The following is a 25,888-nucleotide window of genomic DNA, read 5'->3' as shown; positions in this document are numbered from 1 at the left end:
GTGGGAGTAGCACATGACTCGCCAAGTAGGCGTACGAGGACGTAAGCCGAAGCCGGGGCGCATCACGTTTGTGGGCTCTGGTCCGGGAGATCCCGGTCTGCTGACGACGCGGGCCGTCGTCGCGCTGGCGAATGCGGCCCTGGTTTTCACCGACCCCGACGTGCCGGAGTCGGTGCTGGCTTTGATCGGCAAGGACCTGCCGCCGGTATCCGGGCCGGCCGAGCCCGGTCCAGACACCGCCGAGGGTGCGGCTGACGACACCCCTGCCGCGGTGGTGTCCGTCGGGCCGGACATCCGGCCGGCGCTGGGAGATGCGGCGGAGGTGGCCAAAACGCTTGTCGCCGAGGCTCGTTCCGGGGCCGACGTGATACGGCTGGTGGCCGGTGACCCGCTGTCGGTGGACGCGGTCATCACCGAGGTCAATGCGGTGGCGCGCAGCCACCTGCACTTCGAAATCGTGCCGGGGCTGGCGCCCAGCTGCGCGACCCCGACGTATGCGGGGTTGCCGCTGGGTTCGTCGCACACCGTCGCTGACGTGCGCGCCGACCTCAAAGAGGACGACTGGTCGGCACTGGCCGCCGCGCCGGGCCCGCTGATCCTGCAGGCCACCGCGTCGCACGTGGCCGAGGCGGCCCGCACCCTGGTCGAGTACGGGCTCACCGAGTCAACACCGTGCGTGGTGACCGCCGCCGGCACCACCTGCGCGCAGCGGTCGGTGGAGTCGACGCTGGGCGTGCTGGCCGAGGGTGCCGCGCTGGGCGGCACCGACCCGGCCGGGCCGTTGACCGGGCCGGTGGTGATGACCATCGGCAAGACGGTGGCCAACCGGGCCAAGCTGAACTGGTGGGAGAGCCGCGCCTTGTACGGCTGGACCGTGCTGGTGCCGCGGACCAAGGATCAGGCCGGCGAAATGAGCGAGCGGCTGACCGGACACGGCGCGCTGCCGATCGAGGTACCCACGATCGCCGTCGAGCCGCCGCGCAGCCCCGCGCAGATGGAACGCGCGGTCAAGGGCTTGGTCGACGGCCGCTACCAGTGGGTGGTGTTCACCTCCACCAACGCGGTGCGCGCGGTGTGGGAGAAGTTCGGCGAGTTCGGGCTGGATGCCCGCGCGTTCTCCGGGGTCAAGATCGCCTGCGTCGGCGAGGCGACCGCCGATCGGGTGCGCGCCTTCGGAATCAGCCCGGAGCTGGTGCCCTCCGGTGAGCAGTCCTCGCTGGGCCTGCTCGACGAATTCCCGCCGTACGACAGCGTTTTCGACCCGGTCAACCGGGTGCTGCTGCCGCGGGCCGACATCGCGACCGAGACGCTGGCCGAGGGGCTGCGCGAACGCGGCTGGGAGATCGAGGACGTCACCGCCTACCGGACGGTGCGGGCCGCGCCGCCGCCGGCGGCCACCCGCGAGATGATCAAGACCGGTGGATTCGACGCGGTCTGCTTCACGTCGTCGTCGACGGTGCGCAACCTGGTCGGCATCGCCGGCAAGCCGCACGCGCGCACCATCGTCGCCTGCATCGGCCCCAAGACCGCCGAGACGGCCGCCGAGTTCGGTTTGCGCGTCGACGTCCAACCGGAGACCGCCGCGGTGGGTCCGCTGATCGAGGCGCTGGCCGAGCACGCCGCCCGGCTGCGGGCCGAGGGCGCGTTGCCGCCGCCGCGTAAGAAGAGCCGCAGGCGGTAATGGGTATCGAGCCGCCGAGCGTGCGTGTTTGTACAACGACACGCGGTGAGGGCTGGCATTCTGCGCACGCTCGCGGCGGCGAATGAGCATGGCGTACCCGAGGCAGCGGCCGCGCCGGCTTCGCTCGACACCGGCGATGCGCCGCCTGGTGGCGGAAACATCGGTCGAGCCACGGCATTTGGTGCTGCCGATGTTTGTCGCCGACGGCATCGACGAGCCGCGACCGATCGCGTCGTTGCCCGGGGTAGTGCAGCACAGTCGCGACTCGCTGCGCGCCGCGGCCGTCGAGGCGGTGACCGCCGGAGTGGGCGGACTGATGCTGTTCGGGGTGCCCCGCGAGCAGGACAAGGACGCCACGGGCACGGCCGGCTGTGACCCGGACGGGATCCTCAACGTCGCGCTGCGCGATTTGGCCAAGGATCTCGGTGAGGCGACGGTGCTGATGGCCGACACCTGCTTAGACGAGTTCACCGATCACGGGCATTGCGGTGTCCTCGACGAGCGTGGCCGGGTCGACAATGATGCTACGCTGACGCGGTATGTGGAACTGGCTGTGGCGCAGGCAAATTCGGGCGCTCATGTGGTCGGGCCCAGCGGAATGATGGACGGGCAGGTGGCTGCCATCCGCGACGGGCTTGATGCCGCCGGACACACCGACGTGGTCATCCTGGCCTACGCCGCCAAGTTCGCCTCGGCGTTTTACGGCCCGTTCCGGGACGCGGTGAGCTCGAGCCTCTGCGGTGACCGCCGCACCTATCAACAGGAGGCCGGCAACGCCCGAGAAGCACTGCGCGAGGTGCAGTTGGATCTCGACGAGGGCGCGGACATCGTGATGGTCAAACCGGCGATGGGCTACTTGGACGTGGTCGCCGCCGCCGCCGATGCCTCGCCGGTGCCGGTGGCCGCCTATCAGGTGTCGGGGGAGTACGCGATGCTCGCCGCGGCCGCGGCCAACGGATGGATCGACGAGCGGGCCGCCGTGCTGGAGTCGCTGACCTGCATCCGGCGCGCCGGTGCTGACATCGTGCTGAGCTACTGGGCCGCCGAGGCGGCAGGCTGGCTTTCATGACTGAGCCGCCCAGCTGGCCGAGCTCCCCGCCGGGACCGCCCGGGCCGCCGGCGCCGCCGGGTCTGCCCCCGCGGGAACCCCAGACCCGGCCGGTGGACGTCGATACCGGCTTTTGGCTGTGGCTGGCCGCGCTGCCGTTGATGCTGATCGGCTACGTTGTCGACCTCGTCGCAGCCCCGACCAGCACCGGATCCGGGCTGGTGTTAGCCGCATCCCTGCTGTTCGCCGCCGTACTGTGCGCAATGGTCGTGACGTTTCTGATCCTGATGCGGGCGGGTTACCGCTGGGCCCGCACCATCTTGACCGGCGGCGGGATCGCCGCGGTGGTCTACATCGCGAGCCGGCTGTTCAGCGTGGATTGGCCGCCGGTGGCGGCGGTGATCTGTGCGGTCAGCGGCATCGTCGGCTGCGTGCTGATCGCCGGGGGAATGTTTCTGCTGCATCGCAGTGACGCCCACGACTACTTCACCCGGTGAGCGCCGCGGCTTTTGCCGCGAATCAGAAGCCAGGGCTGTGATCACGCCAGGAACCACAGCCCAGTCGTCTGCTTCGCGGTGCCGGGCATCGTCGCCGCGATAGGCTGGCGCGCGGCGCACCGCTCAGACAGGGGACAGGATTTTCAGTGACCGCAGGGACGGGTACCAAACCGGCTCCGTTGTTCTACGAAGCCGGCGCGAGCTGGCTATGGGTGCTGGCCGGCCCGCTGTCGGCCGGCGCCATGCTGATGATCGAAAAGTCCAGCGGTTACGGCTGGCAGCTGTTGGTACCGATGGTCTTTCTGGTGCTGGTGTCGGGATTCGTCGGCCTGCAGGTGAAGGCTGCGCGCATCCATACGTCGGTCGAACTGACCACGCAGACACTGCGTCAGGGCACCGAAACCATTCAGGTGGCCGACATCGTGCGGGTCTACCCCGATGCCGAGCATCCGCTGGTTTCGGAGAAGGAGTTGCAGCGCTGGCAGTCGGCGCGCGCCCTGGGTGAACTGATCGGGGTGCCGCGCGGCCGGGTGGGCATCGGTCTGCGGCTGACCGGTGGCCGCACGGCGCAGGCCTGGGCCCGCCGGCATCGTTCCCTGCGGGCCGCGCTGACCCCACTGGTCGAGGAGCGAGTCGGACCGGTCGTCGACGCCGATTCCGCCGACGAGGACGGATCAAGCTGGTGATGGCCCGTGTCCGCGCCGTCACCCAGCTCGCGCTGGCCGGCGCCGCGGTGCTGGGGTGCGCACTCAGCTGGTCACAGGTGCGGTCGACAGTGGCCGTAGCCCCCATTCTTGACGGCCAGCCGGTCACCACCTCAGTGGTCTACGACCCGCCGCTGCTGTTACTGACCCTGCTGCTGGCGACGCTCGCGGGGGTGTTGGCAGTGGTCGGAATCACCAACCTGCGACAACCCCGGCATACCCCCTAGGGGTATCCTTGGCGTTATGTCCACCACCGATCTCGACCTTCGCGGGATGAGCTGCGCGTCCTGCGCGGCGCGGATCGAGCGCGGTCTCAACGAGCTCGACGGCGTCCGCGCGACAGTGAACTTCGCCGTCGAGCGCGCCCACGTCGAACACGATTCCGTCGTTTCGGCCGACGACCTCGTCCGCGCCGTCGAGTCGGCCGGCTATCACGCTTCGGTGGTCAGCGATCACACCCACCACCACGAAGACGTCCCCGAAAGCCAGCTGCGGTGGCGGTTGGCCGGTTCGGCGGTGCTGGCGGTGCCGGTGGTGGCGCTGTCGATGGTGATGGCCTGGCAGTTCGCCGGCTGGCAGTGGCTGGTATTCGCGCTGACCACGCCGATCGTGGTGTGGGGCGGTTTCCCGTTCCACCGGGCCGCGCTGCAAAGCGCCCGGCATGGCGCGTCGACGATGGACACGTTGGTGTCGCTGGGCACGCTGGCCGCCTACCTGTGGTCGGCGCTGGCGGTGCTGCGCGGCTCGGGCCATGTGTACTTCGAGGTGGCGGCCGCAGTCACGGTATTCCTGCTGGCCGGTCGCTACGCCGAGTCGCGGGCCAAGCGCTCGGCCGGCGCGGCGCTGCGGGCATTGCTGGATCTGGGTGCCAAGGACGCGGCGGTGCTGCGCGACGGCGAAGAGGTCCGGTTGCCGCTCGCGGAGCTGCACGTCGGCGACGTTTTCGTGGTCCGCCCCGGAGAACGGGTGGCGACTGACGGGGTGGTCGTCGACGGCGCCTCGGCGTTGGACACCTCGGCGATGACCGGAGAGCCGACGCCCGTCGACGTCACCGACGGCGACGACGTCCTCGGCGGCGCACTGAACACCTACGGGCGGGTGCTGGTCCGCGCGGTCAAAGTGGGCGCCGACACGCAGCTGGCCCGGATGGCCCAGCTGGTGGCCGACGCGCAAAACGGCAAGGCGTCCGTTCAGCGGTTGGCCGACCGGGTCTCGGCGGTGTTCGTGCCGGCGGTGCTGGTGCTGGCCGCGCTGACCCTGGCCGGTTGGCTGGTGGCCGGCCAGCCGGCCGCGGCGGCGTTCACCGCGGCTGTTGCGGTGCTGATCATCGCCTGCCCGTGCGCGCTGGGGCTGGCTACGCCGACCGCGATCCTGGTCGGCACCGGGCGCGGCGCCCAGTTGGGCATCCTGATCAAGGATCCGCGAGTGCTGGAGACCGTCGTCGGCATCGACACCGTCGTACTCGACAAGACCGGCACCGTCACCACCGGCGTGATGGCCGTCGACGCCGTGGAACCGGCCCCGGGCGACGACGCCGACGTGGTGTTGGCACGCGCCGCGGCCGTCGAAGCAGCGTCCGAACACCCGGTGGCCGCCGCCATCGTGGCCGCCGCCGGCGACCGCGTTCTGCCGCCGGTCACCAACTTCGCCAACGATCCGGGCACCGGTGTCCTCGGCGACGTCGACGGTGTGACTGTCAGCATCACCAAGGCGCAGGAGTGCGACGGGCGCACCAGCGTCGAGGTCCGCTGGGACAATCGCGTGCGCGGCGTCATCCGCCTGGCCGACGACGTGAAACCAACCAGCGCACAGGCGATTTCGCAGCTGCGTCAGATGGGTATCCGGCCGCTGCTGCTGACCGGCGACAGCGCGACGGTGGCGCAGCGGGTGGCCGCGGAGGTCGGCATCGACGCCGCCGACGTGATCGCCGGGGTGCTGCCCACCGGCAAGGCCGACGCCGTCAAGGCCCTGCAGGCGGAGGGCGCCCGGGTGGCGATGGTCGGTGACGGCGTCAACGACTCGGTGGCGCTGGCCACCGCCGACATCGGCATGGCGATGGGCACCGGCACCGACGCGGCGATCGAAGCCGGCGACGTGACCCTGGTGCGCGGAGATCTGCGCACGGTGCCGACGGCGCTGCGACTGTCGGCGCGCACCCTGCGCACCATCCGGATGAACCTGGTCTGGGCATTCGGCTACAACGTGGCAGCGCTGCCACTGGCGGCGCTGGGCCTGCTGAACCCGATGATCGCCGGCGCGGCGATGGCCTGCTCGTCGGTGTTGGTGGTGGCAAACAGCTTGCGGCTGCGGCGATTCGGCCGCTGACGGCTGAATAGCCGCGGCTCTAGCAAAAGTCCGGATTCCCGGAATTGTCGGATGCAATCCAATTGTCTGTGTGATCATCGCGGCTACTGGCCATTTGCCACCGGGATAACCTCGGCGACGAAACGAATTTAGGGAGCAATTCAATGAATTCTGTACAGTTTTCCGGTGTTCGTCGCAGGGTGGCGAAGGCTGCGGTCGTGGCTGGTTTGGTCGCCGCGCCTGCCTTTGCGGCGGTAGCCCCGGCGGGCGCCGATCCCGCCGACCCTGACCCGTTCAGCCCGTCCGACTGCATCGCGAATGCAAGCGCGATGTGCAATGCGGGTCCCTATGGCCCCAATAGCCTTACTAATCCAGCGAACATCAATAGCCCGTTGAACCCGGACAGCCCGTTAAATCCCGCCAGTCCGATGGACCCGGACAATCCGGCGAATCCGATGAGTCCGATGAACCCGATCAGTCCGATGAACCCGATGAACATGGGGACCCCGGGCCAGATCTGACCGGCATCCGGTCAGGAGTCCAGCCAGGCCAACTCATCCGGTAGGTGCTGGTGCCAAAAGTCCGCGTCGTGTCCGCCCGGATAGAACCCGCCGGCCGGCGGCGTGGGTAGTTGGTTGACGAATTGCTGCGTCGCGACGTAGAACCCGTCGCCGGTGCCGCAATCGATGCGCAGCGGGATCGACCCCAGTTGCGGCGGCAGGCTCAACGCCGAGTTCTTGCGCCAGTCGTCGAGGCTGTCGAAGGCGTCATGCGGTGCACCCCAATACGTCATATACAGCGCCGGGCTGATCGCACAGATCGCCGCGGTGCGCGCCGGACCTAACCGGGAGCCCAGCATCAGCGCGCCGTAACCGCCCATCGACCACCCCATGAAAGCCACCCGGGTGGTGTCGATGTTCTTGGTGGCCAGCATCGGGATCAGTTCGTTCAACACCATCGCCCCGGAGTCCTGCCCGGAGGCCCGCGGGCGCCAGAAGGAGTTTCCGCCGTCGACACTGATGACCGCGAACGGCGGCCGACCGGATGCGACCAATCGCGCCAACGCATCCTCGACGCCCAGGCTCATCACGCCCGCGGCGTCGCTGTCCATCCCGTGCAGGGCAATCACCGGGCGCAATACGCCGGTCTGGCCCGGCGGGCGGGCGATGATCCAGTTGGTCAGGATGCCGCCGCGGGCCGCGGAGACGAACGAACCGGACTCCCGGGTGGGCAGCGGGCTTGCCGCGGCCGCGGGCGGTTCCACCGGGTCAGGCAACGCGCGGGGCTTCGGCGGATCGAGGAGGGCTCCCAGCGCCAACAACCCCGCGGCACCCGTTCCCGCAGCCGCGCCGGTGAGACCCAGACGCAGCGCCTGTCGGCGGGTCAGCGATTTCACCAGCGCATCATGCCAAGCACAGAAGCGCGGCAGGTATCGGTGCGCCACACTATCCGGCCACAGCCCGGTAACGGCCCGACGCTGGCGGATGGTCGAGCGCCCCGGGTTGGTACAAAGTTCAAAATATGTAACACTGTTTCACATGACCGAACTCAGGGAGCCCGCTGCGTCCGGCACGTCGACGGATTTGCCGCTGGGGCCGCAGTCGCTAGTGTGGCGCTACTTCGGCGACAACCGGATGTTCCTGATCGGTCCGCGGCCGGCGGTGCTGCAGAACATGCTCGCCGAACTCGGGCAGGGCGTGCTGGACCACTCGGTGTTCTTTTCCGACACCGCCGCGCGGGTCAAACGTTCGCTGCCGCCGATCTTCATGACCGTCTACGGCTCCGACACCGACCACCCAGGCCAACAGGTGCGCGACTTCCACCACGAGATCAAAGGCGAGATGCCGACCGGGGAGCGCTACCACGCCCTGGACCCCGAGACCTACTACTGGGCGCACGCCACCTTCGTCGAGCAGGTGCTCTACTTCGCCGACACGTTCGTCAAGCGCCTCACCGACGCGGAGAAACAACAGATCTACGCCGAGTCGAAGACCTGGTACCGCCGATACGGGGTCAGCGATCGGCCGATGCCGGCCGACTACGCCGAGTTCCAGCGGTATTGGGACGACATGCTCGACAACGTCGTCGTCGCGCACAAGACCGCCAAATACGGCGTCGGCTATGTCACCAAAGGCTTCCCGTGCCCCAAAGGTGTACCGCCGCTGGTGTGGCGGGTGATGTCGGTGGCGTTCAACCCGATCGCAGCGTTCCTGACGACCGGTGGTCTGCCGCCGCAAGCGCGCGCCCTGCTGGAGCTGCCATGGAGCGAGCGCCACGAGCGTCGCTACCAGCGCTTCGCCGCGGTGTGGCGCTCGCGGCCGGTCAACTGGCTGTGGGATCATCTGCCGATGCGGTTGCGCTACAACAGGTTTGCCCGGGCGGGCTATGCCCGTTGACAACGCTGACCCAGCGACCCGCGCCATCCTCGACGCCGCCGTCGTCGAGTTCGGCCAGCACGGCTTTCGCCGGGTTGCGCTCGACGAGGTCGCCCGCCGTGCCCGGGTCAGCCGCACCACCATCTACCGCCGCTTCGCCGGCCGCGACGAGCTGGTCGCCGCCGTCATCGACCGGGAAAACGCGGTGCTGTTCGCCGACATCGCTACCGAATTGAAAAGTATTCGGCCACAGTCAAATTACTATGTCGAGGCGTTCACACTGTCGATCTTGCGGTTCCGCCAGCATCGGGTGCTGACCCGCATGATCGCCGACGAGCCCGGTCTGATGCTCGAGTTGGCCCACCAGCACTGGGACGCGGCGGTCGAGCGGATGGCGACCGCGCTGCGGGTGATCTTCCCCGACGGGTTCGCCGAGCGCATCGGCGCCCGAGCCGTCGACGAATTGGCCGACACCATCCTGCGTTACGCGGCAATGGTGCTGCTCCTGCCAAGCAACCACCCGCTGGCCACCGCCGACGACGTCCGCCGGTTCGCCACGGAGCATTTTCTGCCCAGCCTGCCGGCTACGCTGCGCGCCGTGCCGGTGTAGATCCAGATTTCGGTGTGCCGGGACAGAATCGACCGGTTCACCGAATGCGTCTCGGCCGCCGCCGCGGCAGGCGACTATTAGGTGGTTACTCAGCCCGTGCACGCGGGCTCAACCGACATCGCTTAGGAGGAAAGCACATGTCGTTTGTGACCACACAGCCGGAAATGTTGACGGCGGCGGCCGACAACCTGGCCGGAATCGGCTCGGCGGTGGCCGCCCAGAACGCGGCCGCCGCCGCTCCCACCACCGTGGTTCCCGCCGCTGCCGATGAGGTATCGGCACTGGTAGCGATGCAGTTCGCCGCACATGCCGCGAACTATCAGGCGGTCAGTGCCCAGGCGTCGGCAGTACACGACATGTTCGTGGCCACGTTGGGGGCCAGCGCCGGTGCGTATGCGGCCACCGAATCCGCCAACGCCGTTGCTGCGGGCTGACGGAGGTCAAGACATGGATTTCGCAGCGCTTCCGCCGGAAATCAACTCGGCGCGAATATATTCCGGGCCCGGCCCGGCACCGATGCTGGCCGCCGCGTCGGCCTGGGGCGGGGTGGCCGCTGAATTGAACACGGCGGCAAGTTCGTACGAGGCGGTTGTCGCCGAGTTGGCGGGTGCCTTGTGGCTGGGGCCGGCATCGGCCTCGATGGCCGCCGCGGCCGCGGCGTACGTGGCATGGCTGCGCAGCACCGCCGGGCAGGCCGAGCTGTCGGCTAATCAGGCCGGCGCGGCTGCGGCTGCATACGAGGCAGCGTTTGCCGCGACCGTGCCCCCGCCGGTGATCGCGGCCAACCGCGCTCAACTGATGATGCTGATCGCGACCAACCTGTTAGGGCAGAACACCTCGGCGATCGCGGCCACCGAAGCCCTCTACGGCGAGATGTGGGCCCAGGACGCGACGGCAATGTACGGCTACGCCGCGTCGTCGGCGGCCGCCGCGAGGTTGGCACCGTTCACCGCGCCGCTGCAGAACAGCAACCCGGCCGGCCCGGCCGGGCCGGTCAGCTCGGCCCTCGGCACGTCGGCGGCGACGAACACGCAGGCGACAGTCTCGCAGTTGGCCTCGGTAGCGCCCACCGCGGTGCAGCCGTTGCAGGTCCTGCCACCGGGGTTCGGTGACCTTGCCGATGTAATCGGCGTTGCGGAGGGCCTGAGCATCACACCAGCAGGCGTCGGTGCGTCGGTTGCCGGCGCAATCCTGTCGGGCGGGGCGTGGAATTCCGCGTCGCTGGATTCTCAAGAGATCCTCGCCTCGCAAGACGAACTCTCCGGTGAGCACCGCGAAATCCTGAACGCGATCGGCCAGTCGCGAACCACGGCGGCGGTGACGAGCTCGAGTGGCGCGACGCCGGTGACGGCAGCCGTGGGCCGGGCAGTCCCGGTCGGTGGGTTGTCGGTGCCGACGAGTTGGGCGGCGGCCGCGCCGGAGATACGCGCTGTCGGCTATGCCCTGCAGGCCAGCAGCCTGGCTGCCGCGCCGACGGCATTAGCGGGCACTGCGGGGACCGCGTTCAGCGAGATGGCCCTCGCCGGCATGGGCGGCAGTGCGCTGGCCGGCACTGTCGGCTCGGCTCGGGCCGAGCGTGCCGGGGTGGCGGCCGGTCGACGCGCGAAGCCACCGCAGACGCCGCCGCCCAGCCCGGCGGCGTCACTCGCCAACGATTTGCGCGAGTTCGCCGCACTTCACGACGAAGGGATCCTGACCGACGAGGAATTCAGTGAGCAGAAGCGGCGCCTGCTGAGCGCTGCTGGTGCGATGCCCGAACGCCCTCAAGCACTTCCGTGAAATTGCGACAAATCGATTCCGTGACGTAGGCGCGCGCCGCACCGGTGTGAGCGTCGGCGGGTGTTAGCGTCCGCTAATGCTGCAGACGCCCACTCGATCCAGCGTGCGCACCAGCTCGACGCTTCCCCACGGGTTATCGCAGCGGCAGCTCAACATGATCGCGATCGGCGGGGTGATCGGCGCGGGCTTGTTCATCGGATCCGGCGTGGTCATCAGTGCTACCGGCCCGGCTACGTTTGTGACCTATGCGCTCGCCGGGGTGCTGATCGTGCTGGTGATGCGGATGCTCGGGGAGATGGCCACCGCCAACCCGTCGACGGGGTCGTTCGCCGACTACGCGCGGCAGGCTCTGGGGGGCTGGGCAGGCTTCTCGGTGGGCTGGCTGTATTGGTACTCCTGGGTGATCGTGGTCGGTTTCGAGGCCGTCGCCGGCGGGAAAGTCCTCGGCTACTGGATCGATGCGCCGCTGTGGGTGTTGTCGCTGATCCTCATGGTGACGATGACGGCGACAAATCTGTTCTCGGTGGCATCCTTCGGCGAGTTCGAATTCTGGTTCGCCGGAATCAAAGTCGCGACCGTCATCGCCTTCATCGGGCTGGGCACGCTTTTCGTCAGCGGTATGTGGCCGCACCATCACATGGATTTCGGCCACCTCACCGCTCACGGCGGCTTCTTCCCGACCGGGATGGGCTCCGTGGTCGCCGCGGCGGCCGTGGTGGTTTCGGCGATGACCGGTGCGGAGGTCGCCACCATCGCTGCCGCCGAAACCCCCAATCCGGCACGCGCGGTGCGGCGCGCGACCAACACCGTCGTGGTTCGCATCCTGATCTTCTACGTCGGTTCGGTCTTTCTGCTCGCCGCCATCCTGCCCTGGGACTCACTCGAGCCCGGCACCTCGCCCTACATCGCGGCGCTCACCGCGATGGGTATCCACGGTGCCGGTCATCTGGTCAACGCGGTGATCCTCACCGCGGTGTTGTCGTGTCTGAACTCGGGACTGTATACGGCATCTCGCATGCTGTTCGTGCTCGCCGCCCACCACGAGGCGCCACTGCAGTTGGTCAAAGTCGGCCGGCGCGGGGTCCCGGCGACCGCCATTTTGTTCTCGTCGGTGGTGGGCTTCTTGTCGGTCCTGATGGCCTGGATCGCCCCGGACACCGTCTTTGACTTCCTGCTGAAATCGTCGGGCGCCATTGTTCTTTTCGTGTACCTGTTGATCGCGCTATCCCAGATCGTCCTGCGCCGGCGGACAGCGCCGGACAAGCTGCGGGTCAGGATGTGGTGCTTCCCGGTGCTGTCGATCCTCACCGTTGCCGGCATCGTTGCGGTGCTCGTGCAGATGGCATTCGACGACGGCGCCCGCGCCCAGCTGTGGCTGGGCCTGTTGTCCTGGCTGGTTGTTCTGGTGTTGTACTTCCTGCCCAGAGTATGGCGCCGGTCCGGACAGCTTGATGCCGGCATGCAACCGACGGGCAAGGCCACCCGGGTGTTGGTGCTGGCGAACAAAAACGTTTCCGGCAGTGAGCTTTTCGACGCTCTACGACGGGTGGATACCAAACGGCGAGCCGAATATTTCGTCTGCGTGCCGGCCAGCCCCGCCGACACCGGCCAAGCCGGCAACACCGGCCCGGTCTATGTGATGAACGCGACGGTACAAGCCGCGCAACAACGCCTGGATGCCATCCTGACCGAAATGCGCGACATTGGACTGTCCGCGGGCGGCGAACTCGGCGACTACCGTCCGCTACGCGCGCTGGCCAGCGCGGTGCAGAGCTTCGGCCCGGATCAGTTGGTCATCGCCGAGGGCCGGCAGTCCTGGCTACGACTGGGGCTGGTCGACAAGGCCCGCTCGACGCATCCGATTCCGGTCACCCATGTGGTATCGCGCCAACCGGTCCCGTCAGGCCACCTGCCCGCCGGCTTCGCCGTCCAATAGACCCAGCTGGTGAAGATCGGCGACGTATTTGTCGATCAACGGCTCGCTGAGGTGCGGCACATCGTTGTCGGCGCCGATGTGGGCGGATTGCACTGCGGCACGGAACTTCTCGGCGGGCATCGCCGCCCCTGACATCGGAGCTGCCGGGCGGGCGTAGGCACTCAGCAGCGGCAGCACGGAATTCTTCTTCTGGTCTTCGGGCAGTTGCTGCATCGCCGACTCGAATCGGCTCAGCCACTGGCCGTAGTCGTCGATCCGTTCGATCTTCTGGCCGTCGGCGATGAGCCAGTCGACGAAGGTGTCCAGTGAGATGCCGTCGTCGTTGGTGTTGAGCACGTTATAGGTGTGGTAGCCGTCGGTCGCCCGTATACCCAAGGTGGTGATCGCTTCGACGGTGAAATCGACTGGCAGCCCGTCGTAGTGCGCGCGCTGCGGGTTGCCGTCGGCGTCGAGCTGATAGAAGGAGCGCGGCGCAAGGCCAGTCGCTAGAAGGCTCAGGATCAGCCGGGTGAACATGTCGGTGACGTTGAGTTGTCCGGAATAGCGGCTGTGCGCCAGGATCATGTCGGAGCGGAACACCGCCACCGGTAGCCCACACAGATCGTGTGCTTCGCGCAGCAGCACCTCACCAGCCCACTTGCTGGTCGCATAGCCACTGGCATACGACGTGTCCAGCGACCGCGACGCCGACGCGTCGCGCACGTCGACATCCTCGCCAAGGAAGCTGCCGTCGGGCAGCGCGGTGACTGCGACCGTCGACAGATAGCTAACCGGCTTGAGCCGCTTGGTGATTGCCAGTTTGATGATCTCCGCGGTGCCCACCACGTTCGGGCCGAACAGCTGACTGTAGGGCAGCACGTGATTGACCATCGCGGCGGCGTGCACAATCAGGTCCACCGACTCGGCGAGCCGATTCCACGTCGGGGTGTCGACACCCAAATTGGCCGCGCCGAGGTCACCGGCCAACACCTCGAGGTGCTCGGCAGCCAGCGCGCGATAGTGCGCAGACAGCCCCGTATCGCCGCTGTCGATCGCCGCCTCGATACGCTGCCGAGCCGCGACCGGATCGGCGCCGCGCACGATGCAGATCAGCCGCCCGCCACTTTGCGAGAGCCGCTCCAGCCACTCCAGACACAAAAATCGGCCCAGATATCCGTTGGCGCCGGTGAGCAGGACGGTGCTGACCGTCTCGTCGGCTTTCCCCAGTTCCGTTGCGGCAGCTAAAGTTTCGGCGTTGATGAACTTGTCCAGCGTGAGATCTGCTGCCCGGGCCTCGGTGGCGTCACGGCCGTGTACCGACGCGAACGTGGGCCGCGTGGAGGCCGAGTCACGCTCACCGTCGACGTAGCCTGCGATGGTGGCCAGCGTCGCGGTGGGGCTGACGATCGTCTGTACCGGAACGTCGACGTGATAGATCTGCTCCAGCAGCGAACCAAATGAGAACGCAGACAGCGAATCTCCGCCCAGCTCGATGAATCTCGCGTCGGCAGGCATGTCCGCGTCGGCGGCGTCCAAGCCGAGGGTTGCCAACGCGGCACGCCGCACCGTGTCGATGGTCGGCAGTTCGCCCGCGGCGGCGCGCAGTTGGTCGAGCTGATTTTCCTGGCCCGCCGCGATCTTGTCGTACATCGCGTCGAGCTGTTCGCCGTAACGCGACCGCAGCGCCGGCCGCAGCAGCTTGCCCACACCGGACAACAGCCCGTTGTCGCGCGTGAACGGCTCGGATTCCAGCAGGAATTCCCGCGGAATCTCGTACGGATTGAGCCGGTTCTCGGCGCCGATCTGCTGTAACGACGCGGCGATCAGCGCGCGTGCGTCGCCGCCACCGACCGCGTCGAGGTTGGGCACGATCACCGCCAGCAAGAACGGCTGGTCGCTACTGCCATGCAGGAAGATCTGCCGGATATAGGGGCTGGCCGCATAGGTGGCTTCGAGTTGGGACACCGCGACGAATTCGCCCTGGGAGAGCTTGATGACGTTGTTGCTGCGGTCGAGATATTTCAGCCGGTCGGGGCCGAGCTCTTCCATGATGTCGCCGGTCTTGTAGAAGCCGTCGTCGTCGAAGATCTGGGCAGTCAACTCCGGATGCCGGAAATAGCCCGGGATGACGTTGCTGGCTTTGACATACAGTTCGCCGCGCGGGTGCGGTTTGTCGGTGGTGAAGTAGTTGAGCTCCGGCACGTCGACCAGCTTGTACTCGGTCACCGGCGGACGGCGGACAATGCCGTTGCGCAGGATCCCGCCGCCGGTTTCGGTGGCCCCGTACCCGTCGGCGACGGCGACGTCGAGCAGCGACTCCATGAACGCGTGCATCTGCTTGGACAGCGGCGCGCTGCCGCACATCGCCGAGACCACGCGTCCACCGAGAAAGTCTTGCCGCAGTTCGGCATTCACCTCGTCGTCGGCGGGACTGCCCTCCGTGGTGGATCGGAGATCCAGCTCTCTGCGGTAGCGCCGGAAGATCAAGTCACAGACCCGCGGGACGAGGTTAAGCGCGGTGGGGCGAACCAGTGCGATGTCGTCGAACAACGTGGACATGTCGCTCTTGGCGGCGAAGTATCCGATGCCGCCGGATGCCAGCGTGGCGATCAGCCATTCCAGCCCGAACACATGGGACAGCGGCATGTACTGCAGATGGATGGCCGGGATCTGGATGCCGATGTCCAGCGACGGGCTATGCGGACGTTGCCACAGCCGGGTCGTCATGTCCGCGGTGTACATCGCGCCCTTCGGGGTGCCGGTGCTGCCCGACGTGTAGATCAGGGTGGCCAGCGGATTGTCGCCGACCGGCGGGACGAACGCCGGGGGCACCGGCAGCGAACGCCCGGCCTCCAACTCCGTCAACAGCGGCACCACCTCCACCTCGCGTCCGGCGGCGGACAGCCGCTCGAGCGCGGCCTGGTAGTGCTCGCGTTGCTCGTGGTCGTAGTTGAAGTAGTCGAACACCACCAGCCGCTGCACCGACGGCGCATCGATCACCACGTCGATGGCGGTGTCCAGCGAATCGATACTGGCCGCGAACACCCGCGGCGCGGTCTCGGCCACGATCGGCTTGAGCTGTTGCGTCGACGAGCTGGTTTGCAGCGGGACGAACACCGCGCCGAGGCGCAGGCAGGTCAGGTAGATGATCGCGTAGCCGATGCTGGTGAAGCCCAGTACCGCCACGAAGTCGCCGGGATTGAAACCGCCCGGCAGGTTCGACTGCCAGCTGGCGGAGAGTGCCTCGACGCGTTCACCCAACCGGCGATAGGTGATCGTTTCGAAACCCGGCAGCAGGGTCGACGTCGCGCGGCCCGGAGCGTCGGCGACGGGGGTCAGCTCACGGCACCGCTGGCCCAACGCGGGCCGGTCGGCATACCCCGCCAGATATTGCTCGACCACTTGCCAGGGCCGCAGCCCCGCCTGGTGGGCGGCGGTGGTCACCTCCGGTAGCGGCGCCGCGCCGCGGAACTGCGGGTCGTTGGCGTACAGCTGCTCGATGCGCTGAGTAAGGCGTTGCTCTCGTCCAGTTTCGGTCATAGTTGGCCTCCGGTCGCGGGTATACCCCTGCGGCGCTCGGTCCAGTCGTGCGTTTTCAGGCACGGGTGAGCAGCAGCGCGGATTCGACCCCGGCCGACCCCAACAGCTGTCGCCACGGGGTCTTCAGCGCGCGGACCGCCTCACCGGTTGGAACAATCCGAGGATCGGTCACATCAAATGTCTTGCCGTACAGCGTAACTCGTCCGCCGCCGGTGGCCTGCAGATTTTTCACCCAGTCCCGGTTGGGTCCGTATACCAGCAGCACGGCGACGCCGTCGTCGGTGCGGAACATCGAGACCGGCGTGCGGTAGGTCTTGCCGGATCGGCGTCCGACGTGCTCGATGATCGACCACAGCGGCAGCCATCCGCTGATCGGCAAAAACAGCGGGTTGGTGACCCGGCGGTTGAATCGGGCCCGCCGTTCGGAGAACTGCACGGTTAGTCGATCCGGGTGAGCAGCACCGCCTGCTCGAACGGCAGCCTGCTGAACAACGCGCGCGAGCCGGCGTTGACGTAGGGCGCCGCCTCGGCCTTGGTCATCGTGCGCGGTTGAATGAGGCCGAAGGTTTTGCCGTTGCGCCGCATCCGCCCGCCGCCGGCGGCGTTGAGATTCTTCAGCCAGTCGCGGTCGGGGCCGTAGGTGAGCAGGATCGCCACGGCGGGCTTGTCGTCGACCTCCGCGCTGAACACATTCAACGGGGTGCGGTACGGCTTGCCCGAGCGCCGCCCGACGTGTTCGAGAATCCCGAAGCCGGGCAGCCAGCCGGCCCACATCCGTTGAACGGGGTTGGTCACGTGCCGGTTGAACCGGGCGAGCCGTTGCGGTAGTTGCATGGTGCTATCCAACTCGGTCACTGCCTCTCGGCTCAAGAGCCCGTGTCCGATGTTGTCGAAATCGACGTTAGAGCTGTTTACCAGCCGAAATATCGCTCTAACGTCAATCTCGACGGCACAAAGCGCAAAACTACACCCTGTAGTCGAGCCGGTTCTGCCAGCTGGGACACTGGTGGCCATGGGTATCGACGCCTCGGCGAAGTTGTTCGACGACGCCTGCGCGGTCATTCCCGGCGGCGTGAACTCCCCGGTCCGGGCCTTTCAGGCCGTCGGCGGCACGCCGCGCTTCATCACCGAGGCCAACGGCTGCCGGCTGACCGACGCCGATGGCAACCGCTACGTGGACCTGGTCTGCTCGTGGGGCCCGATGATCCTCGGCCACGCCCACCCCGCGGTGGTCGACGCCGTGCAGCGGGCCGCCGCCGACGGGGTGTCATTCGGGGCGCCGACGCCGGCCGAGACCGAGCTGGCCGCCGAGATCGTCGATCGGGTGGCGCCGGTGGATCGGATCCGGCTGGTCAACTCCGGCACCGAGGCCACCATGAGCGCGGTGCGGCTGGCCCGCGGCTTCACCGGGCGGGCCAAGATCGTCAAGTTCTCCGGGTGCTACCACGGCCACGTCGACGCGCTGCTGGCCGACGCCGGGTCCGGGGTGGCGACGCTGGCGCTGCCGGCCTCGCCCGGGGTCACGGGCGCCACCGCCGCCGACACGATCGTGTTGCCGTACAACGACGTCGACGCGGTGCACGAAACCTTCGCCCGGTTCGGCGACGAGATCGCGGCGGTTATCACCGAGGCCAGCCCCGGCAACATGGGCGTCGTCCCGCCCGCACCCGGCTACAACGCCGCACTGCGAGCCATCACCGCTGAGCATGGCACGCTGCTCATCCTCGACGAGGTGATGACCGGCTTCCGGGTCAGCCGAAGCGGTTGGTACGGAATCGATCCGGTGGACGCCGATCTGTTCACCTTCGGCAAGGTGATGAGCGGCGGGCTACCGGCCGCGGCGTTCGGCGGGCGCGCCGAGGTGATGGAGCGGTTGGCGCCGTTGGGACCGGTGTATCAGGCAGGCACGCTGTCGGGTAACCCGGTGGCGATGGCCGCCGGACTGGCCACACTGCGCGCCGCCGACGACAGCGTCTATCGCACGCTGGATGCCAACGCCGACCGGCTGGCCGGCATCCTGGCCCAGGTGTTGACGGAAGCCGGTGTGCCGCATCAGATTCCGCGCGCAGGCAATATGCTCAGCGTGTTCTTCGCCGACGAGCCGGTGACCGACTTCGCCTCGGCCAAAGCCAGCCAAACCTGGCGCTATCCGCCGTTCTTCCACGCGCTGCTCGACGCCGGCGTCTACCCGCCGTGCAGCGCGTTCGAGGCCTGGTTCGTCTCGGCTGCCCTCGACGACGACGCCTTCAACCGCATCGCCGATGCATTACCCGCGGCGGTCGCCGCCGCCGCCAAGGAGCCCAAACCCTGATGGCTGAACAGACCCGAATCCATTTGGTGCGCCACGGTGAGGTGTACAACCCGACAGGAGTTCTCTACGGACGCCTGCCCGGATTTCACTTGTCCGACAAGGGCATTCGGCAGGCGCAGGCCGTGGCGGACGCCTTGGCCGACCGGGACGTCGTCGCGGTGATCGCCTCCCCGCTGCAGCGCGCGCAGGAGACCGCCGCCCCGATCGCTGCCCGCCATGACGTGCCGGTGGACACCGACGGGGACCTGATCGAATCGGCCAATGTGCTGGAAGGCCGGCGGATCTCGCCCGGTGACGGCGCCTGGCGCGACCCGCGGGTGTGGTGGCACATGCGCAATCCGTTCACTCCGTCCTGGGGGGAGCCCTACGCGCAGATCGCCGCGCGGATGGCGACCGCCGTGGACAAGGCGCGTGCCCGCGCTGCCGGCCACGAGGCGGTGTGTGTGAGCCACCAATTGCCGGTGTGGACGCTGCGACTGCACCTGACCGGCAAACGGCTCTGGCACGATCCGCGGCGTCGCGAATGCGCCGTCGGGTCGGTGACGTCCCTGGTGTACGACGGCGACCGGTTGGTCGACGTGCTGTACTCCGAACCGGGCGGCTGTTGAGCATGTGGCGGCTGGCGATCGTCGCCGCAGCGGTGGCCGGTCTACTCGCCGGCTGCTCGACCGGTGACGACGCCGTCGCCCAGGGCGGCACGTTCGAATTCGTCGCTCCCGGCGGGAAAACCGACATCTTCTACGACCCGCCCGACCGCCGGGGCCACCCCGGGCCGGTGAGCGGACCCGACCTGATGAACCCGGCACACACCCTGTCGGTTGACGACTTCCCCGGCAAGGTCGTTGTGATCAACGTGTGGGGCCAGTGGTGCGGGCCGTGCCGGGCCGAAGTCACCCGCCTGCAGCAGGTCTACGACGCCACCCGCGGGGACGGGGTGGCGTTTCTGGGCATCGATGTGCGCGACAACAACCGCCAAGCCGCCCAGGACTTCGTCACCGACCGCCACGTGACCTTCCCGTCGATCTACGACCCCGCGATGCGGACCATGATCGCGTTCGGCGGCAAATACCCCACCACGGTCATTCCGTCCACCCTGGTGCTCGACCGCCAGCACCGGGTCGCGGCAGTCTTTCTGCGCGAACTGCTCGCCGAAGACCTGCAGCCGGTCGTGCAAAGGTTGGCAGCAGAGGATCAGGCGCCGCCGGGACCGCAATGAGCAGCGGGTTCACTGAAATCGCCGCCGCGGGACCGCTGTTGGTGGCCCTGGCAGTCTGCCTGTTGGCGGGGTTGGTGTCGTTCGCCTCGCCGTGCGTGGTGCCGCTGGTGCCCGGCTACCTGTCGTATCTGGCCGCCGTCGTCGGGGTCGACGAGGCGCCCGGGGCCGGTGCGCTCAAAGCGCCGCCGACCGCGCGGTGGCGGGTCGCCGGGTCCGCGGCATTGTTCGTGGCCGGGTTCACCGTGGTGTTCGTGCTGGGCAGCGTCGCGGTGCTCGGCATGACCACCACGCTGATCACCAATCAACTGCTGCTGCAGCGGGTCGGCGGGGTGCTGACCATCGTGATGGGCCTGGTGTTCATCGGATTCATCCCGGCTTTGCAGCGGCAGGCCCGCTTCACGCCGCGGCAATTGTCGACGGTGGCCGGGGCGCCGGTGCTGGGCGCGGTGTTCGCGCTGGGCTGGACACCGTGTTTGGGGCCGACGCTGACCGGGGTGATCGCCGTCGCCTCGGCCACCGACGGCGCCAGCGTGGCGCGCGGCGTCGTGTTGGTGATCGCCTACTGCCTCGGCCTGGGGATCCCGTTCGTGCTGTTGGCGTTCGGCTCGGCCAGCGCGGTGTCTGGGCTGGGCTGGCTGCGCCGGCATACCCGGGCATTGCAGATCGTCGGCGGCGTGCTGCTGATCGCGGTGGGCGCGGCGCTGGTCAGCGGGGTGTGGAACGACTTCGTGTCCTGGCTGCGCGACGCGTTCGTCACCGACGTGAGGCTGCCGATATGAGCCGCCTGATCGCGTGGAGCCGCAACACCTGGCGGGCGCTGACGTCGATGGGCACCGCGCTGGTGCTGCTGTTCCTGTTGGCGCTGGGCGCGATCCCCGGCGCGCTGTTGCCGCAGCGCAGCCTCAACGCCAGCAAGGTCGACGAGTATCTGGCCGCCCATCCGCTGCTCGGGCCGTGGCTGGATCGACTGCAGGCGTTCGACGTGTTCGGCAGCTTCTGGTTCACCGCGATCTACGTGCTGCTCTTCGTGTCGCTGGTGGGCTGCCTGACCCCGCGGATGATCGAGCACGCCAAAAGCCTGCGCGCCACCCCGGTGGCCGCCCCCCGCAACCTGGCCCGGCTGCCCAAGCACGCCACCGCGACCATCGCCGGTGAACCCGACGAGGTGGCCGCGACGATGGCGCACCGGCTGCGCGGCTGGCGCAAAACCATCCGTCGCCACGACGGAACTGTCGAGATTTCCGCCGAGAAGGGCTATCTGCGCGAATTCGGCAACCTGGCTTTCCATTTCGCGTTGCTGGGCCTGCTGGTGGCGGTCGGCGTCGGCAAGATGTTCGGCTACGAGGGCAACGTGATCGTGATCGCCGACGGCGGGCCCGGGTTCTGCTCGGCCTCGCCGGCCGCGTTCGACTCGTTCCGGGCCGGCAACACCGTCGACGGCACGTCGCTGCATCCAATCTGTATCCGCGTCAACGACTTCGACGCGCACTACCTGCCGTCGGGGCAGGCCACGTCGTTCGCGGCCAACATCGACTACCAGACCGGTGCCGACCTGACCGGCAACACCTGGCAGCCCTACCGGCTGGAGGTCAACCACCCGCTGCGCACCGGCGGCGACCGGGTCTATCTCCAGGGCCACGGCTACGCCCCGACGTTCACCGTGACGTACCCCGACGGGCAGACCCGCACGTCGACCGTGCAATGGCGACCCGACAACCCGCAGACCCTGCTGTCCTCGGGCGTGGCGCGGATCGACCCGCCGGCCGGCAGTTATTCCGACCCCGCCGAACGTCGTCAACACCAGCTCGCGATCCAGGGTCTGCTCGCCCCGACCGAGCAGCTCGACGGCACCTTGCTGTCGTCGAGCTTTCCGGCGTTGAACGCCCCCGCCGTGGCCGTCGACATCTATCAGGGCGACACCGGTCTGGACACCGGCCGACCGCAGTCGCTGTACACCCTGGACCCCCGGCTGATCGACCAAAAGCGGCTGACCAAACTCAAGCGGGTCAACTTGCGCGCCGGCGACGACGTCCGCCTCGACGACGGCACCACCGTGCGCTTCGACGGCGCCGTCCCCTTCATCAACCTGCAGGTTTCCCACGACCCCGGCCAGATCTGGGTGCTGGTGTCGGCGATCACGATGATGGCCGGGCTGCTGGTGTCGCTGCTGGTGCGACGGCGGCGGGTCTGGGTGCGGCTGGTCCCCACCGAGGCAGCGGCTACGGTAAACGTCGAGCTGGGCGGCCTGGCCCGCACCGACAACTCCGGCTGGGGCGAAGAATTCGAGCGGCTGACCGGCCGGCTGCTGGCCGGTTTCGACGCCGCGGCGCGGCAACCCGTCGGCGCCACCGGAAAGGACGCGAGATGAACACCCCGAACATCGACGTGGGGTTGGCGCGGACCTCCGACTGGGCGTTCACCTCTGCGCTGGTGGTCCTGGTCGTCGCGCTACTGCTGTTGGCCGTCGAGCTCGCCTATGCCCGCAGCCGGCGGGACGAACGTCAGCTGGTCAGCGCGGGCGTCGCTGCCGACAGCACGACACCCGGCGTCGTGTTGGACGCCCCCCGACGGCCGTTCGACGAACGCGTCGGCCGGGGCGGTCTGGCCCTGGTCTACGTCGGGATCGGGCTGTTGCTGGCCTGCATCGTGCTGCGCGGCCTGGCCACCGCGCGAGTGCCGTGGGGCAACATGTACGAGTTCATCAACTTGACCTGCTTCTGCGGCCTGATCGCCGGCGCGGTGGTGTTGCGCCGCCCGCAGTACCGCCCCCTGTGGGTCTTCCTGTTGCTGCCGGTGCTGATCCTGCTGGCGGTGTCCGGGCACTGGCTCTACGCCAACGCCGCACCCGTGATGCCGGCACTGCAGTCCTATTGGCTGCCGATCCACGTCTCGGTGGTCAGCCTGGGCTCGGGGGTGTTCCTGGTGGCGGGTGTGGCCAGCATCCTGTTTCTGCTGCAGACCTCTCGGTTCGGTGATCCGCAAACCACGGGCGCATTGGCGCGCATGGTGCAGCGGCTGCCCGACGCGCAGACCTTGGACCGCATCGCCTACCGGACGACGATCTTCGGGTTTCCGGTCTTCGGCTTCGGGGTGATATTCGGCGCAATCTGGGCCGAGGAAGCCTGGGGCCGGTACTGGGGCTGGGATCCCAAGGAAACGGTGGCCTTCATCGCCTGGGTGGTGTACGCGGCTTACCTGCATGCCAGGTCGACGGCGGGCTGGCGGGACCGCAAAGCCGCCTGGATCAACGTGGTGGGCTTCGTGGCGATGGTGTTCAACCTGTTCTTCGTCAATCTGGTGACCGTCGGCCTGCACTCCTATGCCGGTGTGGGCTGACCTGCGCAGCAGAGGTGTCGGGCGCCGCTGCGATATGTTCGTTAACAGGGCAAGTTGTTAAGAGTTATCCGGTAGTAAGCGACCCGAGTACTGCGACGAGGGGAAGTGCACGTGTCTGAGCATCCAACCCCGGGCTCCGGAACGCCTCGAGGCCCCGAAGACCATCCGACCACGGAGTTGCCGCCCCAGCCTCACCCGGGTGAGCCGGACTCCAAGACCAGCGCGGCCGAGACCAAGGCGTTTGCGGGCTTCCGCACGGAGCGCCGCTTCAGCGAGAACCAAACGGTGGGCGGGTTGGCCCCCGAAACCCGCGTCGAGCCGCGAGCGTGGGCGGCCACCCCGGCCAAAGGACTTCCGCGGGTGGTTGATTCACCGCCCTACGGCGGCTATCAGCAGGGGCAGGCAGCGCAGGCGCCTGCGACGACGGGCAACGCCGCGTTTCGCCACGGTGCGACGCCCACACATCACCCGCCGTCGCCGTATCCGGAACTGTCCACCAGCACGTTGTTACGGCAGGTCAAGCCGCCGCCGTCGGAAGGCTGGCGCCGGTGGCTCTACGTGTTGTCGGGTCAGCTGATCAACGTCGGGGAAAGCCCGCGGGTCAACCGCTACAACGACCTGATCGTGCAGGTCAACCGCCCGCTGCGGGGCTGCTACCGCATCGCGATGCTGTCGTTGAAGGGCGGCGTCGGCAAAACCACGATCACCGCCACGCTGGGCGCCACGTTCGCGTCGATTCGCGGAGACCGGGTGGTGGCCGTGGACGCCAACCCCGACCGCGGCACGCTGAGCCAGAAGGTGCCGCTGGAGACGCCGGCCACCGTGCGGCATCTGCTGCGTGACGCGGAGGGCATCCAGCGCTACAGCGATGTGCGCAGCTACACCTCGCAGGGGCCCAGCAGGCTGGAAGTCTTGGCGTCGGAAAGCGATCCGGCGATGTCGGAGGCGTTCAGTGCCGACGACTACACCCAGACGCTGGAGATCCTGGAGCGGTATTACGGCCTGGTGCTCACCGACTGCGGGACAGGGCTGTTGCACTCGGCGATGTCGGCGGTGCTGTCGAAGGCTGACACGCTGATCGTGGTCAGCTCCGGATCGATCGACGGAGCGCGCAGCGCCTCGGCGACGCTGGACTGGCTCGATGCGCACGGCCACGAGGATTTGGTCCGCAACGCTATCGCCGTCATCAACGCGGTCCGGCCCCGCTCCGGCAAGGTCGACATGCAGAAGGTGGTGGACCACTTTTCGCGGCGGTGCCGCGCGGTGCGGTTGGTGCCGTTCGACCCGCATCTGGAGGAGGGCGCCGAGATCAGCCTGGAGCGGCTGAAGCGGGAAACCCGCGAAGCGCTGATCGAACTGGCGGCTGTTGTCGCCGACGGCTTCCCGAACGACGAGCGGCGAAACACCGCCTTTATCTAGCTTGATCTAACGCGGGTTGTTATCGCCGTGGCTTAACCGCCACAGGAATTCCGGATCATCGTCGGGTCCGATGACGCGCGTCTTCGGCCGGTTCACCTGGGCCCGGGCGGCCCGCCAGCCGATGTAGATCAGCGTCCCCAAAACCAGGACGAGGAGCAGGTAGAGCACTCAACACCTCCTTGGACCGAATATACCCGCGCCGTAGGCTCGAGCTGTGGCAGAAGGTCGAAGCTCCGCGGGCCGCGCTGTCGTCGACATCGTGCTGTACTCGGCGGCCCGGCTGATTCTGGTTGTCGTGCTTGCGGCGGGCATTTACGGGATGGCGCGACTGCTCGGCGTCCACGACTTCCCAGTGGTCATCGCAGTGCTGTTCGCGCTGGTGATCGCCATGCCGCTGGGCATTTGGCTGTTCAGCCCGCTGCGTCGACGGGCCACGGCCGGGTTGGAGGCGGCCACCGAGCGCCGTCGTCGCGATCGCGAGCAGCTGCGGGCCCGGCTGCGTGGCGAAGAGCCATCCGGCGACTGACCCTTGTCGTTGACTCTGCGGTGACCAGGCACGCTACTCGCACTTTTGCGTGGTAGCCGCAGAGTCAACTGGGGACGGCCAGTGCCACCGCGACGGCGATCGACCAGATCAGCATCGCCAGTCCGGTATCCCGCAGCACCGGAATCAGCTCGGCGCCCACCTGACCCGATCGCACCGGCGCCACCGCCCGCAACGCCAAGGGCGTGGCGATCATGCCCAGCAGACACCACGGTGTGGCTGCCGCCAGCACCAGCGTCAGCGCCGCCGCGAGCGCCAGCAACAGCTGGTAGAGCGCCCGAGTGCGAACCGCGCCCAGCCGCACCGCCAGCGTGATCTTGCCGGACTGCGCATCGGTCGGGATGTCCCGCAGGTTGTTGGCCACCAGCACCGCCGACGAGAGCGCGCCCGTCGCCACGGCCAGCGTCAATCCCACCCAGTCCACCCGCAGCGCCTGGGTGTACACCGGAGGCTCGAAACCCTACGGCTATGCGGGTTTTGGCGAAGCAGCGGTGTTCGTGTTCTTCGGACTGATTGCGGTGCTGGGTACCCAGTACACCCAGGCGCTGCGGGTGGACTGGGTGGGATTGACGCTGGCCGTGGCGACGGGCGCGCTCTCGTCGGCGGTGC

The 25,888-nt window shown here is 68.1% G+C and carries 25 protein-coding genes and 1 pseudogene; 20 read left to right on the top strand and 6 right to left on the bottom strand.

The annotated features are described in order from the left end of the window. The first annotated feature begins 13 nt into the window (after nt 1–13). The 7 genes from A5707_RS19645 to A5707_RS23995 all read left to right on the top strand — a co-directional run bounded on the left by A5707_RS19645 (nt 14) and on the right by A5707_RS23995 (nt 6,755). A complete protein-coding gene (locus A5707_RS19645) occupies nt 14–1,681 on the top strand; it encodes a uroporphyrinogen-III synthase (RefSeq protein WP_065016114.1) in 1,668 nt (555 codons plus the stop codon). A gap of 82 nt (nt 1,682–1,763) precedes the next feature. Next, nucleotides 1,764–2,750, top strand: coding sequence for a porphobilinogen synthase (gene hemB, locus A5707_RS19640; RefSeq protein WP_082969570.1), 987 nt, complete (start codon nt 1,764–1,766; stop codon nt 2,748–2,750). Continuing rightward, complete coding sequence (locus A5707_RS19635; protein ID WP_232000775.1) at nt 2,747–3,226, top strand: hypothetical protein; 480 nt, start codon at nt 2,747–2,749, stop codon at nt 3,224–3,226. Before hemB ends, A5707_RS19635 begins: the two co-directional genes overlap by 4 nt. A gap of 146 nt (nt 3,227–3,372) precedes the next feature. Further along, on the top strand, nt 3,373–3,912 hold the full coding sequence (locus A5707_RS19630; RefSeq protein WP_156658164.1) for a DUF3093 domain-containing protein: 540 nt from the start codon (nt 3,373–3,375) through the stop codon (nt 3,910–3,912). Then, nucleotides 3,909–4,157 (top strand): hypothetical protein, encoded by a 249-nt coding sequence (locus tag A5707_RS19625; RefSeq protein ID WP_065016113.1) that lies wholly within the window; start codon nt 3,909–3,911, stop codon nt 4,155–4,157. The genes A5707_RS19630 and A5707_RS19625 overlap by 4 nt, the downstream gene beginning before the upstream one ends. 16 nt (nt 4,158–4,173) lie before the next feature. Further along, entirely contained in the window at nt 4,174–6,255 is a 2,082-nt protein-coding gene (locus tag A5707_RS19620) for a heavy metal translocating P-type ATPase (RefSeq protein ID WP_065016112.1), read from the top strand. Between the two features lie 143 nt (nt 6,256–6,398). Next, nucleotides 6,399–6,755, top strand: coding sequence for a hypothetical protein (locus A5707_RS23995; protein WP_082969569.1), 357 nt, complete (start codon nt 6,399–6,401; stop codon nt 6,753–6,755). An 11-nt stretch (nt 6,756–6,766) separates the two neighbouring features. On the opposite strand, the gene A5707_RS19615 is transcribed toward A5707_RS23995, so the two are convergent. Then, nucleotides 6,767–7,630 carry an alpha/beta hydrolase gene (locus A5707_RS19615; protein ID WP_082969573.1) on the bottom strand — a complete coding sequence of 288 codons (864 nt, stop codon included), beginning with the start codon at nt 7,628–7,630 and terminating at the stop codon, nt 6,767–6,769. 142 nt (nt 7,631–7,772) lie between these two features. Between A5707_RS19615 and A5707_RS19610 the strand changes: the two genes are divergently transcribed. The 5 genes from A5707_RS19610 to A5707_RS19590 all read left to right on the top strand — a co-directional run bounded on the left by A5707_RS19610 (nt 7,773) and on the right by A5707_RS19590 (nt 12,934). Then, complete coding sequence (locus A5707_RS19610) at nt 7,773–8,630, top strand: oxygenase MpaB family protein (protein ID WP_082969568.1); 858 nt, start codon at nt 7,773–7,775, stop codon at nt 8,628–8,630. After that, nucleotides 8,620–9,219: a TetR/AcrR family transcriptional regulator gene (locus A5707_RS19605; RefSeq protein WP_065016110.1), complete on the top strand. Its 600-nt coding sequence runs from the start codon at nt 8,620–8,622 to the stop codon at nt 9,217–9,219. The genes A5707_RS19610 and A5707_RS19605 overlap by 11 nt, the downstream gene beginning before the upstream one ends. 137 nt (nt 9,220–9,356) lie before the next feature. After that, nucleotides 9,357–9,653 carry a PE family protein gene (locus A5707_RS19600; RefSeq protein WP_065016109.1) on the top strand — a complete coding sequence of 99 codons (297 nt, stop codon included), beginning with the start codon at nt 9,357–9,359 and terminating at the stop codon, nt 9,651–9,653. A gap of 13 nt (nt 9,654–9,666) precedes the next feature. Further along, complete coding sequence (locus tag A5707_RS19595) at nt 9,667–10,998, top strand: PPE family protein, SVP subgroup (RefSeq protein ID WP_065016108.1); 1,332 nt, start codon at nt 9,667–9,669, stop codon at nt 10,996–10,998. 103 nt (nt 10,999–11,101) lie between these two features. Continuing rightward, entirely contained in the window at nt 11,102–12,934 is a 1,833-nt protein-coding gene (locus tag A5707_RS19590; protein WP_419866452.1) for an amino acid permease, read from the top strand. Here the strand turns inward: A5707_RS19590 and car are convergent. Genes car through A5707_RS19575 form a run of 3 tightly spaced genes read right to left on the bottom strand, consistent with a single transcriptional unit; the run spans nt 12,899 to nt 17,287 of the window. Next, the gene (gene car, locus A5707_RS19585) at nt 12,899–16,453 is read right to left on the bottom strand and encodes a carboxylic acid reductase (RefSeq protein WP_065016106.1); all 3,555 of its coding nucleotides are present in this window, start codon (nt 16,451–16,453) and stop codon (nt 12,899–12,901) included. The genes A5707_RS19590 and car overlap by 36 nt on opposite strands. A 55-nt stretch (nt 16,454–16,508) precedes the next feature. Next, entirely contained in the window at nt 16,509–16,889 is a 381-nt protein-coding gene (locus tag A5707_RS19580) for a nitroreductase family deazaflavin-dependent oxidoreductase (RefSeq protein WP_065016105.1), read from the bottom strand. A 2-nt stretch (nt 16,890–16,891) separates the two neighbouring features. Then, the gene (locus A5707_RS19575; RefSeq protein ID WP_065016137.1) at nt 16,892–17,287 is read right to left on the bottom strand and encodes a nitroreductase family deazaflavin-dependent oxidoreductase; all 396 of its coding nucleotides are present in this window, start codon (nt 17,285–17,287) and stop codon (nt 16,892–16,894) included. A gap of 178 nt (nt 17,288–17,465) precedes the next feature. Between A5707_RS19575 and hemL the strand changes: the two genes are divergently transcribed. The 7 genes from hemL (at nt 17,466) to A5707_RS19540 (ending at nt 24,735) form a co-directional block, all read left to right on the top strand. Continuing rightward, nucleotides 17,466–18,764: a glutamate-1-semialdehyde 2,1-aminomutase gene (gene hemL / locus A5707_RS19570; protein ID WP_065016104.1), complete on the top strand. Its 1,299-nt coding sequence runs from the start codon at nt 17,466–17,468 to the stop codon at nt 18,762–18,764. After that, nucleotides 18,764–19,372, top strand: coding sequence for a histidine phosphatase family protein (locus tag A5707_RS19565; protein ID WP_065016103.1), 609 nt, complete (start codon nt 18,764–18,766; stop codon nt 19,370–19,372). The genes hemL and A5707_RS19565 overlap by 1 nt, the downstream gene beginning before the upstream one ends. Before the next feature lie 2 nt (nt 19,373–19,374). Continuing rightward, nucleotides 19,375–19,980, top strand: a complete 606-nt coding sequence (locus A5707_RS19560; RefSeq protein ID WP_065016102.1) for a TlpA disulfide reductase family protein — start codon at nt 19,375–19,377, stop codon at nt 19,978–19,980. Next, on the top strand, nt 19,977–20,759 hold the full coding sequence (locus A5707_RS19555; protein ID WP_065016101.1) for a cytochrome c biogenesis CcdA family protein: 783 nt from the start codon (nt 19,977–19,979) through the stop codon (nt 20,757–20,759). Before A5707_RS19560 ends, A5707_RS19555 begins: the two co-directional genes overlap by 4 nt. Next, on the top strand, nt 20,756–22,348 hold the full coding sequence (gene resB, locus A5707_RS19550) for a cytochrome c biogenesis protein ResB (protein ID WP_065016100.1): 1,593 nt from the start codon (nt 20,756–20,758) through the stop codon (nt 22,346–22,348). Before A5707_RS19555 ends, resB begins: the two co-directional genes overlap by 4 nt. Next, nucleotides 22,345–23,316 (top strand): c-type cytochrome biogenesis protein CcsB, encoded by a 972-nt coding sequence (gene ccsB / locus A5707_RS19545; RefSeq protein ID WP_065016099.1) that lies wholly within the window; start codon nt 22,345–22,347, stop codon nt 23,314–23,316. The genes resB and ccsB overlap by 4 nt, the downstream gene beginning before the upstream one ends. Nucleotides 23,317–23,427: 111 nt before the next feature. Beyond that, the gene (locus tag A5707_RS19540; protein WP_082969572.1) at nt 23,428–24,735 is read left to right on the top strand and encodes a MinD/ParA family ATP-binding protein; all 1,308 of its coding nucleotides are present in this window, start codon (nt 23,428–23,430) and stop codon (nt 24,733–24,735) included. A gap of 6 nt (nt 24,736–24,741) precedes the next feature. Here the strand turns inward: A5707_RS19540 and A5707_RS23990 are convergent, their stop codons facing one another. Next, nucleotides 24,742–24,903, bottom strand: coding sequence for a hypothetical protein (locus A5707_RS23990; RefSeq protein ID WP_156658162.1), 162 nt, complete (start codon nt 24,901–24,903; stop codon nt 24,742–24,744). A gap of 46 nt (nt 24,904–24,949) precedes the next feature. Here A5707_RS23990 and A5707_RS19535 point away from each other — a divergent pair, with 46 nt between their 5' ends. Then, a complete protein-coding gene (locus A5707_RS19535) occupies nt 24,950–25,261 on the top strand; it encodes a DUF4229 domain-containing protein (RefSeq protein ID WP_065016097.1) in 312 nt (103 codons plus the stop codon). A 64-nt stretch (nt 25,262–25,325) separates the two neighbouring features. Here A5707_RS19535 and menA read toward each other — a convergent pair. Beyond that, nucleotides 25,326–25,721: pseudogene (menA, locus tag A5707_RS19530) on the bottom strand (1,4-dihydroxy-2-naphthoate octaprenyltransferase); the annotation flags it as partial. Nucleotides 25,722–25,888 lie beyond the last annotated feature (167 nt).

This window comes from Mycobacterium kyorinense (genome assembly GCF_001672775.1).
GTDB lineage: Bacteria > Actinomycetota > Actinomycetes > Mycobacteriales > Mycobacteriaceae > Mycobacterium > Mycobacterium kyorinense_A.
The sequence above is the reverse complement of the archived record's forward strand: the minus strand, read 5'-3'. Positions and strand labels throughout refer to the sequence as shown.

Excerpts from the sequence above, each read along its gene's own strand:
- A5707_RS19605 (WP_065016110.1), top strand. The coding sequence starts at position 8,620 with ATGCCCGTTGACAACGCTGACCCAGCGACCCGCGCCATCCTCGACGCC.
- A5707_RS19560 (WP_065016102.1), top strand. The coding sequence starts at position 19,375 with ATGTGGCGGCTGGCGATCGTCGCCGCAGCGGTGGCCGGTCTACTCGCC.
- A5707_RS19565 (WP_065016103.1), top strand. The coding sequence starts at position 18,764 with ATGGCTGAACAGACCCGAATCCATTTGGTGCGCCACGGTGAGGTGTAC.
- hemB (WP_082969570.1), top strand. The coding sequence starts at position 1,764 with ATGAGCATGGCGTACCCGAGGCAGCGGCCGCGCCGGCTTCGCTCGACA.
- A5707_RS19635 (WP_232000775.1), top strand. The coding sequence starts at position 2,747 with ATGACTGAGCCGCCCAGCTGGCCGAGCTCCCCGCCGGGACCGCCCGGG.
- hemL (WP_065016104.1), top strand. The coding sequence starts at position 17,466 with ATGGGTATCGACGCCTCGGCGAAGTTGTTCGACGACGCCTGCGCGGTC.
- A5707_RS23995 (WP_082969569.1), top strand. The coding sequence starts at position 6,399 with ATGAATTCTGTACAGTTTTCCGGTGTTCGTCGCAGGGTGGCGAAGGCT.
- A5707_RS19645 (WP_065016114.1), top strand. The coding sequence starts at position 14 with ATGACTCGCCAAGTAGGCGTACGAGGACGTAAGCCGAAGCCGGGGCGC.
- A5707_RS19620 (WP_065016112.1), top strand. The coding sequence starts at position 4,174 with ATGTCCACCACCGATCTCGACCTTCGCGGGATGAGCTGCGCGTCCTGC.
- A5707_RS19595 (WP_065016108.1), top strand. The coding sequence starts at position 9,667 with ATGGATTTCGCAGCGCTTCCGCCGGAAATCAACTCGGCGCGAATATAT.
- A5707_RS19610 (WP_082969568.1), top strand. The coding sequence starts at position 7,773 with ATGACCGAACTCAGGGAGCCCGCTGCGTCCGGCACGTCGACGGATTTG.
- A5707_RS19555 (WP_065016101.1), top strand. The coding sequence starts at position 19,977 with ATGAGCAGCGGGTTCACTGAAATCGCCGCCGCGGGACCGCTGTTGGTG.
- A5707_RS19600 (WP_065016109.1), top strand. The coding sequence starts at position 9,357 with ATGTCGTTTGTGACCACACAGCCGGAAATGTTGACGGCGGCGGCCGAC.
- resB (WP_065016100.1), top strand. The coding sequence starts at position 20,756 with ATGAGCCGCCTGATCGCGTGGAGCCGCAACACCTGGCGGGCGCTGACG.
- car (WP_065016106.1), bottom strand. The coding sequence starts at position 16,453 with ATGACCGAAACTGGACGAGAGCAACGCCTTACTCAGCGCATCGAGCAG.
- ccsB (WP_065016099.1), top strand. The coding sequence starts at position 22,345 with ATGAACACCCCGAACATCGACGTGGGGTTGGCGCGGACCTCCGACTGG.
- A5707_RS19575 (WP_065016137.1), bottom strand. The coding sequence starts at position 17,287 with ATGCAACTACCGCAACGGCTCGCCCGGTTCAACCGGCACGTGACCAAC.